Genomic DNA, 11,580 nt, shown 5'->3' with positions numbered 1-11,580 from the left:
CGCATCGACAAGCCGGGAACGTTCCACACGCAGTGGTCGGGCGACCGCACCGAGATCGAAGCAGAAGACACGCACTGAGCACACGGAGCGAATACAGGTGACAGAACGACGCGCAACCATTCGTGACGTGGCAGAACTCGCTGGCGTCGCGACATCCACCGTTTCCTTGCATCTGACAGGAAACAAAGGAGTGGGCGACGCTGTGGCCGCGAAAGTGCAGGCTGCCATCGACGAGCTGCGTTTCCAGCCAAATCTCCACGCCAGGGCGCTGCGCTCCAACCGCTCCGACGAAGTTGTCTACGTTGTCGGAGCGATCGCGAAAGGGGACTTGGCTGTCCTGGGCGTGTTCCGCTCACGTGAAGACGCGCAGGATGCCGCACGCTTCCACAACTCCCAGATCCTCTGGGAGGGAAAGATCGCTGACTTCTCAGAGTCCCCGCGACCAGGAGCGCTCACGTGACAGGTCTCGCATCGGTCCCCGTCCTGCCTCACGGTTCACCCCTGGGCTACGAGCGCGGGTGCAGAGCACGCGGTGGGTGCGCCAATCACGGATCGCCGGACCTTCTCACGTGCGTTGAGGCGTGGGCGGCACGGAATGGGGACTTCAGCCTCGCTGGGCACCCCTCGTACATCCCGATTCGCCGGGACACGCGCACACCGGTGCACACCGAACCAGAGCTTGTCCACGGCACCCTTTGGGGCTACCGCCGCGGGTGTCGGAGCAAAGCGGTATGCCCCGAGAATTTCCGCGGGGCAACGACGTGCACTGACGCACGACGCAACTACTTCTCCTCGTACCGCGCCGCTCGTCTCGCCGGTGAGGGCGTCCCGCTCAAGCACGGCACCGCAGGAGGCTACTACCTCGGGTGCCGCGTGGACACCTCCTGCCCTGGCGACCAGAATGGCCGCACATGCACAGCTGCGCGAGCAGAATATCGGCGAACACGGGCGCGCCGCGATGGACAGGATCCAGTCGGGAACGTGCCATGCAAGACCGCGGCGCAGCTCGTCCAAAGCTTCATCTCGGAGGGAACATCCATCCGTGAGATCGCACGACGGACAGGCTGTGGACGCACCACGATCGGTCGCCTGGCGGCGATGAAGGAACCCTTCTCGGAAGCCATCAGCATTGCGACGCACCTACAAGTGACAACTGCGCTTGAGAGCATCATCGAATTTTGATCGCACCGGGTAGAGAAGCGGTTGAGCCCTCCTCCCAGGAACTCAACCGCCCCTCTACCGGCAAGGTCTCGACGAGGGCGTGCTCGTGTTGTTGAGGCTCATCCTGGAGCCGCAAGTGCTCTCGAGTGATTGCGTGGCGATCATGATCAACACGCGAGAGAGTAGCGTGAGGTCGCCGGATCGCTCTTTGATCATTTCGTCTTGGAATGACCACGCCAGTGATCATTCCAGTAGATAGGTTCCATGCATGCGTCACGCGGCATCGCCGACGACGCGCCTCGAGCGCCAAGAATGGCGCTCGAGGACGAGCGAGACCGGAGATGAAGCATGACCACCATCGACCACGCCGCCCTCTACTGCACGGATCTTGAGCGAACGCGTCTCTTTTACGAGACGTTCTTCGACGGCGTGGCGGGTGATAGGTATCACAACCCACGTACGGGACTGCAGACGTACTTTCTAACGTTTAGCGGCGGCGCCAGGCTTGAGGTCATGGTTCGCCCCGAACTCACCGAAAACCTGTTGAAGGCGTCTACCGTCGGATGGAGCCACGTCGCGTTTTCGGTCAAATCGATCGGGGCGGTTGATCAGCTAACGACGCGTCTTCAGGATGCTGGCTTCTCGATTGTCAGTGGTCCGCGCACGACCGGGGATGGCTACTACGAGAGCTGTGTACTTGACCCGGACGGCAATCTGGTAGAGATCACGGTCTAACTCGGGGCTTCATCAGGAGCATCCGAGCACAGCACCGGCACGACCCGCGCCCCTCGCTGTGCTAACGCGATAGTTGCGACCCTGCGGTCGAAAGCTCTTGAGCAAGCGCATCGACCTCGCCAGACGTGCGAGAGTACATCAATCCCCCCGCGTACGGCCTAACGCGAGTCCGCATCCGCAGCGAGCGCGTCAAGAAGTCCCGGGAATCGCTCGTTGATCTCGGACCGGCGCAACCGAATGCCCTTTCGGTTCCCATAGTCAATCTCGCATATCAGTCCCGCATCGCGGAGCTTGCGGAAGTGGTGAGTCTGCGTCTGCTTGGAAATTGGCAAGTTAAACGAGTTGCAGGTGCGCTCACCGTCGTCCTTATCGGCGGCTAGCTCCGCCATGACTCGTCTCCGATGCTCGTCGGCTAGTGCTCGGAAGATTGCCCCGAGTTCGATCTCGGTGCTGCCTGGCATAGGCAGGAGCGTTTCCATCTCCTCACCTCCTTCATATCCGATTTGTATCGTACCTCAGTCATGTGGTTCACTCAGGTACGAAAATTATCGTACCTACGAGGAGATCGCATGCCAACGCTCGCCACACCAAGCACAGCCAGCTCCATCCGCTCGAAACTGCTTCTACCAGTTCTGTTGCTCGGGGTCTTCGTCATGCCGATCAGCATTACGGGCGCCGCCATCGCGTTGCCCGAAATCTCTCAAGATCTCGGTAACGACCCGTTCACGCTCCAGGGCGTGGTCAATGGATTCAACATCGCTCTCACGATCTCGACGCTGATGTGGGGTCAGCTTGGCAACCGGATCGGTCTGAGGCGAACCTTCGTGGTTGGGCTTGCGACAGTTGCCGCGGGGGCCGCGGCTAGTGCCCTTGCGACTGATCTGATTACTCTTGACATCGCCAGGATAATTTCCGGGGTTGGCGCCGCCGCGATCGCGACAGGTGCCACGTCGATCATCTCCCATGCCTACAGCGGCGCACGTCGGGCCGCAGCATTTTCGTTGCTCGGCACCGTGGTGGGTATTGGACTTGCCGCCGGCCCACTGATCAGCGGACTCCTTGTCTCATTTCTGGGATGGCGAGGGATATTCGGCGTCATCGTCGCGCTTTCGGCGCTGACCCTTGTCGCTACTGCATTTCGGGTACTACCTGCTCTCGCCCAGCAGCACGAGGACAGCGCACCGCGACGGAAGCTCTTTGACCTCGCACCACTTCAGAGTTCGCGATTCCTCAGCATTGCCCTCGTTCCGGTCGCAGCATCGGTCGCATATGTATCCGTCCTGACGTACGCTCCGGTCGCGTTCAGCGCCGTCTACGGGCAAGATGCCGCGGCGGCCGGCATGTTCATGCTGCCGCTCACTTTGCCTGTTCTGGTCGGTCCAGCACTCGCCGGATTGCTGATCACGAAGACGCGTGTGACAGCCCAGTCGGTGCTTTTTACCGCTCTCCTGCTGCTCGTCCTCGGCGATCTGATGTTCTTGCTGTTTGCCCCCGTGCTGTCGCCGCTGTTGCTCATCATCCCAATGGTGCTGCTCGGTTTCGGCTGGGGGCTCCCCCTTGGGCTCGTCGATGGAGAAGCGCTCGCGTCCGTGCGGCATCGGAGTGCCGCAGCGGCGGCAGGCATACTCAACTTCCTGCGGCTCGGCAGCGAAGCGGTCGCGGTTGCAGCTTTTGGTGCCGCAATCGCAGCGATTCTGAGCGTGACACTGGGCGACCCCACGGTTGCGGCCGAGGTATCCGCGGGCGGAGAGGGTCATGCCGACGCCTACGCGGACGCATTCCGAATGATGATGCTTGCTTGCGCCATCATCACAGCTGGCATTGGCCTCGCGGTGGTGATGCTCAGCCGACGCGGAGCGGTGATTTCAGACCACGTGCAGGCTGGGGCGAGGACACCGGAGTCGACGGCGGGCGAAGTCTGAACATGTCGAAGACCCTGAGGCTTCCTGTCATTCGGCCATCGTCAAGATGTTCCAGGATCTGCCACAAGAACGGCAGCGGACGCGCTAGCTCAACAGAGAGACATCACAGTCGGCGCCGAGTCCCTCGGGCACGACGGCGCCTGGCTCCGCGTACACCACTTTCAGCGTCAGTTCGCGAGCCCTTGAGCGCTGCTTGCGGCTAGCAGCTAAGACGACGCTCATTGAGCCTGGTACCGCCGTGATCGATATGCGCTACCAGAACCCTTCTCGGAAGCCATCAGCATTACGACGCACCTACAGGTGACAACTGCGCTTGAAAGCACCGTCGAATACTGATCGAACCGGCTAGAGAAGCGGTTGAACCCTCCTCCCGGGAACTCAACCGCCTCTCTAGCCTAGGGAGATTCAGCCTTTCGCAATCTCCGGCGCTACCCGCAGCGCATTGGCGGCGATGGTCAGCGCGGGGTTCAACCCTGCCGAAGACGGGAAGAACGAGCCGTCCACCACCCACAGGTTGGGGATGTCGTGAGTGCGGCAGTTCTTATCGAGAACGCTGCGCTTCGGGTCATTTCCAGCAACGGCCGTCCCACACATATGCGAGTCGCTCGATATCCCCATCCGCTCGGTGAGCACGATCGGGTATCCCGCTTTGCGGACCGCAGAGCTCAGGAGTTCCGTAAGCCTCCGGTGAGCACCGACGTTGTTCGGGGTCCACGTCACCGTCGGGCGCCCCCCGGTCAACGTGACTCGGTTGTCGTACCGGGGCAGGTCCTCAGTCAGAAGGAACATGTCGATGCTGCGTCGGGTGGCCATGTTCAGCATCCATGTGGGGATCCATCGCCGAGCACTCTTGATCATGGCACCCTGAAGCTTCCCGAGCATCTGAACGCTACCCAGCGGGACGTCGCCATCGGGCCCGCGCCAATACCAGTCATTGATACCGAGAGTCTTCTGCCATGCAGTCCTATTCCGCCGGAACGGGTTGATGGCAATGAAGAACGTGCTGTTGTGCTGCATGTAGTTGCGTCCGAGCAGACCAGACGAGTTGGCGAGACCATCCGGGTGCTCATCAGATGCCGAACGCAACAGCAGCGCGGCCGAATTGACGGCACCGGCCGACACCACGAACTGATTCGCCTCAATACGACGCCGCCGCCCATCCACGATGGCTTCGGCTGCGACGACGCGGGTCCCATCCTCGTTGGTGAGAAGTTTCTCCACGAATGCGCCTGTCAGGAGACGTACGGTATCTGATTGCAAGGCGGGGCGAATCGCGCGATTTTCCGCATCGCTCTTCGTGCCGTCTTCTGAGGGGGACCCGTCCGCGGTGGTGTTCCGACGACGCTCTTCAAGCGTGTCAAGGTTCATGCCGTTCGGCATGTGAAATGGCGACAGCCCTTGTTTCTGCAGGCGTTCCGCCAGCCGCTGGATCTCCGGCTCGTGTTCTAGGGCAACGGCAGGGTAATCCTCGGAGCGGGGAGGATCAGAGGGATCCTCCCCTGCACGACCATGAACCTGATAGAGCTTCTCCGCTTGCACATAGAACGGCTCGAGATCCGCGTAAGAGAATGGCCATCGCGGAGAAATACCGTCCTCGTGGGTAGTCTCCTCAAAATCGTCTTCTCGGAAGCGCGGCAAGCACGCGCCATACATCTTCGTGTTGCCGCCGACCCAGTAGTAGGCGCCAGGCTGGAATTGCCGTTTCGTGGCGCCATCGAGCCAGGGGGAAGCTGTCTTGTACCTTCCGGAGACGAACACCTGGTCCGGTTGAGAGTTCTCCGGCTCCCTGGGTAAGAACGCCCCACGCTCAACGATGAGAACTTCGCGGCCGCTGTTGCGCAATGCCCAAGCGAGAGTACCGCCACCCATGCCGGAGCCCACCACCAGGATGTCAGTGCTGATAACGCTGTCGCCCGGTGAAACGAGGGCCCGGTCGGGAATTTCTATCAGATCTTCACGCATCAGTGTCTCCAGGCTCCTCGACCTTTTCTGCAAGGCCCGATTTTGAGGATCGGAGTGCTGCTTCTGCGAACGCCACCGACCACAATCCGTCCTCGGCAGTGGCGGCGGGCGACTGCGTGGGATCGAGTACCGCGGCTTCGAACCGGCGGATGCCGACTACGTACAGGTCTTCACGCTCGCCGAGCTCGACCTCTCTCGCTTGCCCGTTCTCCCACCGAGTGAGAGACCCGACTGGTTGCATCGCCTGGATGCCATTTCCGATATAGCTCGCTTTTGTTCCGAGCACTGCGAGTTCAGTGGGCGTATTGCCGGTGACGAAGGACTCGAAGAAGGCTACGTCAACGCCGTTGGCGAAGTGTGCCGTACCGACGACGGATTCGTCGATACCGTCCGCCGTCATTCGACCGCTGAGGGTTGCAGCGTGAACGCTGACCGGGTCGCTCCCCAGCACAAAGCGGAGTGCATCCGCGTCGTGAACTGTGATGTCGAGAATCACCCCCGCGCCTGCCCCTACATCCCTCGTTCGCCACCCCTGCGCACTCTCGGGGAGCTCGACCGCGTGCCTGACGGAGACTGCGACCACTTCGCCCAAGTCCCCGCTCAGGATTGCTCGACGAATGATGTCGTGCGGGACCGAGTTCCGCATGTGGTGATTGGTTGCCAACATCACGCCGGCTCGTCGGGCCGCGTCCCTCATCGTTCGTGCGTCGGCGAGGCTAAGTGCCAGCGGCTTCTCGCATAAAACGTGCTTGCCGGCCGAGATTGCGGCGAGGGCCTGGTCGAGATGCTGGTGGTTCACGGACGAGATGTAGACAGCGTCGATCTCGGGATCGCTCAGAAGTTCGTCTAGGTCATCCGTGCCCTGCGCTCCGATGTTCTCGGCGAACTCGGTTGCGCGCTGTTGCGATCCGCTGAACACTCGAGCGATGCGCGAGTTCGGCTGCGCAAGGATGGCCGGCGCGACCGACTCGGTCGCGATCCAACTCGCACCAATGAGACCCCAGGTGAGGCCGCGGGCGGGAACGTCTGTCATGGTCATTTCTCCCTTTGATGATGAAGTGAAGGCGCAAAGGTCTCTGTCGCACGGTTGAACTGGCACCCTTCCAGGACGGGCCGCGGCGTGTGAACGCACCCACCCGAATTGGTGGTCAGCCCTTGACGGAACCGGCCATGAGACCGCCGATGAAGAACTTGCCAAGCAGGATGTACACGAGCAATGGCGCCGCAGAGGCGATGATTGCCGCAGCCATACTCTGTGCGTAGTCGGGCGACTGGGCGCCAGCGAGCGCGCTCAACGCGAGCATCACCGGTCCATCCCGAGTGTTCGACAAGAAGATCGCGAAGAGGAAGTCGTTCCAAACCATCGTGAACTGCCAGATGATGACGACCACGAAACCGGGGGCTGAGACCGGGAGGATGACGCGGGTGAATGTTCGGAACACACCTGCACCATCAACAGACGCCGCCTCGACCAACGATTTGGGCACCGAGTTGATGTAGTAGTTGCGGAAGATGAGCGTACCGATGGGAATCCCGTAGACCGTGTGAACGAAGATCAGGGTCGCGATTCCGGGCGGCAGGCCCATCGTTGACACGACATCACGCAAAGGCACCATCACCGCCTGGTAGGGGATGTACATTCCGAAGAGGATTGCTCCGAAAATGATGTTCGCTCCGCGGAAGCGTATGAGCGACAGAACGTAGCCGTTGAGCGCTCCGAGGAGGCTGACGAGGATTGACGAGGCCGCGGCGAGGATCAGCGTGCGGCCCAGCGACGGGTAGAGCGCGGTCCACGCTCGTTCCCAAGGGGCGCCGGTCCACTCCTGCGGAAGGAACCACATGTTCGCGATTGCGACTTCCGCCGGCGGCTTGAAGCTTGTTACGACCAGCAGGTACATCGGCGCGAGTACGACGAGGACCGACAAGATCGCGAGCGCGTACTTCAGGACGGTGAGAACGGTCGCACCTACGTTCGTCCGCGGGCCACCTCCGGCCGGCGGTGAGGCTACGCGACCGTTGGTTACAACGGCGGCGGTGGGCAATTCTTGGACGGTCATTCGATGACCTCCCGTTCGCGACGAATGGTGATGATGAGGTACGGGACGATGAGCACCGCAATGGCAACGAGCATGAGCGTTGCGATGGCTGCGGCCTTGGCGTAGTCGGAGGTCAGCAGCGCGTTCCACACGTACACTGCGGGTACCTCCGTGATGTAACCGGGTCCGGTCATCGCCATGATGAGGTCGAAGATCTTCGCGCCGAGGGCGCCGACGATGATGAGTGCGGACAGGGCTGCGGGCGTGAGTTGCGGGAAGATCACGTGACGGTACATCTGGGACGTCGTGGCACCGTCCATGCGGGCTGCTTCGCGGAGCTCAGGCGGAACGCCGCGAAATCCGGCGAGGAAGAGTGCCATGACGTAGCCGGCCATCTGCCAGATCGCGGGGATGGCGATGGCCGCCATGCCCCAGTCGGGGTTGATGAACCAATCGCCTTGGAGGAAGTCGAGGTTCATCCAGCCGAGGAGCTGGTTGATGCCGCCTGCTTCATCTCCGGTGGAGGAGTTGAGCAGCCAGCGCCACACGACTCCGGAGGCGATGAAGGACACCGCCATCGGGAAGATGTAGATCGAGCGGAAGAAGCCTTCGCCCTTCACTCCGCGGTCCAGCATGAGCGCCCAGAGGAAGCCAAGGATGATGGTTCCTCCCACGAAGACCACGAAGAAGAGGCCGAGGTTGCGGACACTGTGGAGGAAGCGCCCATTGTCACTGGTGAACAGGGCGACGAAGTTGTCGAACCCTACGAACCCGTTGGTGGGCAAGAAGGTGTGCTGGTCTGACATTGCTACGACGAACGTGCGTGCGAGCAGGAAGTACACGAAGACGCCGAGGATGACCAGAGAGGGGAGAAGGAGAAGGAATCCGTGGAAGGAGCGCGAGCTGAGGCGCTTCTTTAAAGTAGTCATGACGTTCCGTTCGTGTAGTGCCGGGGGCCGTAGCCGGGCCCCCGGCACAAATTGGGCAGAATCAGTCGGTTCCGTACTGAGCGGTCGCGTCGCCGATGGCCTTCTGCAGGCTGTCGACGTCGCCGTCGGTAGAGAACTTGCCAACGGCGGAATTGATGGCCGAGACCTGTCCGAGCGTGCAGCCCGAGCCATTCGCGCAAGAGGGCGCGGGAGTCAGCGATGCGAAGTCCGCAATCGCCTCCTGCTGGTACTCCGGGTAATCCGCGGGGTCCGCATCGGTGCGAGCGGGAATCGAGCCCTTCTTCGTGTTGAAGGCCTTCTGTCCCTCAGCGCTACCGACCGTCTCCAGCCAGCAGAGGGCTCCCTCTTCGTTCTTCGCTCCCACCGGAAGCACGAACGAGTCGGAGATCCACTGGTACGCGTCTTCGGTCCCCGGGAAAGCCTGGTGCGTGAAGTCGGTGAAACCGTCGGTCTCGAACTCCGCGACCTCCCAGTCACCCATGAGCTGGTAGGCGGACTGGCCGGCCACGAGACGCTTCTCGGCGTCGGTCCAGTCGAGGCTGTCGCGGTCCGGGTTCGAGTAGCTGAGGATCTTCTTGTAGTCCTCCAGCGCGTCCGTCACGCGGCTGTCCTTCCAGTCGCCGTCCTTCTGCCACAACGCGGTGAAGTCTTCGACACCGAGCTCGGACAGGAGAACGCTCTCGAGGAGCTCAGTCTGCGTCCAGTCGACGCCGACAGCGATGGGCGACTCGATGCCGTTCGCGCGCAGCGTCTCGAGGTTGGAGATGAACTCATCGACCGTTGCCGGAGCGCTGGTGATGCCCGCGTCGGCCAGCACGGAGGCGTTTCCCCACAGGACGATGCGGTGGATATTGACGGGGACTGAGTAGATCTTGCCGTCGACGGTCAGCGCATCGAGGAGACCCTGCGGGAAGGCGTCGTCCAGACCCCAGTCGGAGTAGTACTCACTGAGATCCTGGACCTGTCCCGCCTTGATGTAGTCCGCTGCTTCGGCACCGGCGTGCATCTGGAAAGTCGAGGGAGGGTCGTTCTGCTGCATGCGCGACGCGAGAACCTGCTTCGCGTTCGACCCCGTGCCGCCGGCGATGGCGGCGTTGACGAATGTTTGCCCTTCGCACTGCTGGCTGAAGGTGTCAGCCAGACCTTCGAGTCCGGCAGCTTCTCCCCCAGAAGTCCACCACGTGAAGACCTCGACGTCACCACCGCCTTCGCCACCCTCGCTGCCGCCGCTTCCGGCGCAGCCAGTGAGCAGAAGCGCTGCGCCTGCCAGGCCGGCTACTGCGACCTGCCCCAATCGTTGCTTACGCATTGTGTTGCCTCTCATGTCAGTTCAGGAGTTGGCAGATTCCTCAGTCCCCAGGGTCCAACTATTGAGAACGTCGTATCACCATTGACGTTCTGATAGTAGATCCGTGAACCGCGCTGCGCAAGTCATCCCTTGTTACGAGCTGGTATCGAACGAAAACCAGGAGGTGGAGAGCCGCCTGTCGCCATGACGTCGTGATCCAAATGTGAGAATCACGGTTCAACTCCTCGGCCGTGAGCGCCGAGCAGCGAGATTCTCCACACGTCCACGTCACCGGGTGGGAACAGGCCCCCGGTGTGTCAAGGTCCGTTGCTAGCGTGGCCTCCTTCCACGAGGTGCGAGTGCCGACGAGAGCACGATGGCTGCCACGCCGATAGGCATGAGGATGGCAAGTCCCACACGAAGCTCGGTTGCCGCGGCGATCGACCCGATGAGTGGGCTCGTGAAAAGGAAACCGATGCGCATGAGCCAGCTGACGAGCGTGACCCCAGCCCCTTCGCTGACCCCAGGGAGTTTTCCGGCAGCCGCGAGAGCACTCGGAATGATCGTTGCCGAGCCGAATCCTGCCAGCGCGAGGCCGACCAGCAACTGCCAGATCGCGTCGTTTGTGGATACGACGAGTAGACCGCCGATGGCGATGAGCGCGCCTCCGATTCGGCCGATGACCGCGCGGCCGAATCGGTGAATGAGCGCATCCCCGGTGAAGCGTCCGACGCACTGGCTGCCGACGATGACGATGAACGCGACGCCGGCCGCGTTCGGGGCCATACCGGCCAGTTGCACGGCACTCAGAGCGGCCCAGTTGTTCGCTACGTCTTCAACCATGGTGCCGCTGATGGCGATGACCACGAGCGGAAGCGCCGCAAGCGCCACGACCTTCCAGCCGGTTGAGCTCCGGTGGCCGGCCGCCCCTGCGAGAGCCGGGGCGCCGGGGAGATCGCGCAGGAGAAGAGCTCCAGATCCGACGAGGAACACCGCTACCGCTGCGGCGCACGCCAAGTACAGGCGGACGTCGGCGCCCGACGCTGCGGCAGCGGTAGAAGCTGTGCCCCCCGCCACGCCCCCCAGACTCCACAGGGCATGCATCGACGACAAGATGGGGCGACCCGATGAGTCTTCGACTCGGATACCTGCCACATTCTGCGCAACATCGACGATTGCGTCGAAGAGCCCCACCAGGAACAAGCTCGCGGCCAACAGCCATCCGGCCCCACCCCATGGCGCGGAGGCTACCGAGGCAGCGAGGAGGACCGTTGCGCAGAACGCAATTCGAACCGGCCCGAAGCGGGTGATGAGCGGGGCGGGTGCCGCGGACGAGACGATACCACCGACCGCGAAGCTCGCAACGATGAACCCGAACTCTGCCGGGCCAAGGTCAAGTCGATCTGACAATAACGGATACCAGGGCAGGAGAGCCGCAAATACTGCACCATTGCTGGCGAACATCAGGCCAACGCCCAGCGCGCCGCGGCGGGGAGAGATTCCTGTTCTCGTCATGCGAGGACGCT

General features: G+C 62.1%; 10 protein-coding genes and 1 pseudogene. 4 read left to right on the top strand and 7 right to left on the bottom strand.

Annotated features, from left to right (window positions below; translation table 11 throughout):
• Positions 1-127: 127 nt before the first annotated feature.
• A complete protein-coding gene (locus tag DW306_RS13080) occupies positions 128-460 on the top strand; it encodes a LacI family DNA-binding transcriptional regulator (protein ID WP_168429321.1) in 333 nt (110 codons plus the stop codon).
• 1,049 nt (positions 461-1,509) lie between these two features.
• The gene (locus DW306_RS13075) at positions 1,510-1,896 is read left to right on the top strand and encodes a VOC family protein (RefSeq protein ID WP_136056024.1); all 387 of its coding nucleotides are present in this window, start codon (positions 1,510-1,512) and stop codon (positions 1,894-1,896) included.
• Positions 1,897-2,054: 158 nt separating this feature from the next.
• On the opposite strand, the gene DW306_RS13070 is transcribed toward DW306_RS13075, so the two are convergent.
• Positions 2,055-2,357, bottom strand: a complete 303-nt coding sequence (locus DW306_RS13070) for a helix-turn-helix domain-containing protein (RefSeq protein ID WP_205814178.1) — start codon at positions 2,355-2,357, stop codon at positions 2,055-2,057.
• A 108-nt stretch (positions 2,358-2,465) separates the two neighbouring features.
• On the opposite strand from DW306_RS13070, the gene DW306_RS13065 reads away from it, so the two are divergent.
• Together DW306_RS13065 and DW306_RS21635 are read left to right on the top strand one after the other, a co-directional pair.
• Positions 2,466-3,818 (top strand): MFS transporter, encoded by a 1,353-nt coding sequence (locus tag DW306_RS13065; RefSeq protein WP_168429320.1) that lies wholly within the window; start codon positions 2,466-2,468, stop codon positions 3,816-3,818.
• A gap of 24 nt (positions 3,819-3,842) precedes the next feature.
• Positions 3,843-4,083 (top strand): annotated as a pseudogene (locus tag DW306_RS21635) (LLM class flavin-dependent oxidoreductase); the annotation flags it as partial.
• Between the two features lie 140 nt (positions 4,084-4,223).
• Here DW306_RS21635 and DW306_RS13060 read toward each other — a convergent pair.
• From DW306_RS13060 to DW306_RS13035, 6 genes are all read right to left on the bottom strand, one after another.
• The gene (locus tag DW306_RS13060) at positions 4,224-5,780 is read right to left on the bottom strand and encodes a GMC family oxidoreductase (protein ID WP_136056021.1); all 1,557 of its coding nucleotides are present in this window, start codon (positions 5,778-5,780) and stop codon (positions 4,224-4,226) included.
• Positions 5,773-6,813, bottom strand: coding sequence for a Gfo/Idh/MocA family oxidoreductase (locus tag DW306_RS13055; protein WP_136056020.1), 1,041 nt, complete (start codon positions 6,811-6,813; stop codon positions 5,773-5,775). The genes DW306_RS13060 and DW306_RS13055 overlap by 8 nt, the downstream gene beginning before the upstream one ends.
• A 115-nt stretch (positions 6,814-6,928) precedes the next feature.
• Complete coding sequence (locus DW306_RS13050; protein WP_136056019.1) at positions 6,929-7,837, bottom strand: carbohydrate ABC transporter permease; 909 nt, start codon at positions 7,835-7,837, stop codon at positions 6,929-6,931.
• Positions 7,834-8,745: a sugar ABC transporter permease gene (locus DW306_RS13045; protein WP_205814176.1), complete on the bottom strand. Its 912-nt coding sequence runs from the start codon at positions 8,743-8,745 to the stop codon at positions 7,834-7,836. Before DW306_RS13045 ends, DW306_RS13050 begins: the two co-directional genes overlap by 4 nt.
• Before the next feature lie 61 nt (positions 8,746-8,806).
• Positions 8,807-10,075 (bottom strand): ABC transporter substrate-binding protein, encoded by a 1,269-nt coding sequence (locus DW306_RS13040; protein ID WP_205814175.1) that lies wholly within the window; start codon positions 10,073-10,075, stop codon positions 8,807-8,809.
• Between the two features lie 309 nt (positions 10,076-10,384).
• Positions 10,385-11,569, bottom strand: a complete 1,185-nt coding sequence (locus DW306_RS13035) for an MFS transporter (protein WP_205814174.1) — start codon at positions 11,567-11,569, stop codon at positions 10,385-10,387.
• Between the last annotated feature and the right edge of the window lie 11 nt (positions 11,570-11,580).

This window comes from Microbacterium sp. K24 (genome assembly GCF_004794465.1).
In the GTDB taxonomy this organism is placed as follows: domain Bacteria; phylum Actinomycetota; class Actinomycetes; order Actinomycetales; family Microbacteriaceae; genus Microbacterium.
Note: the sequence above shows the minus strand (reverse complement) of the source record. Positions and strands in the feature narration are given on the sequence as shown.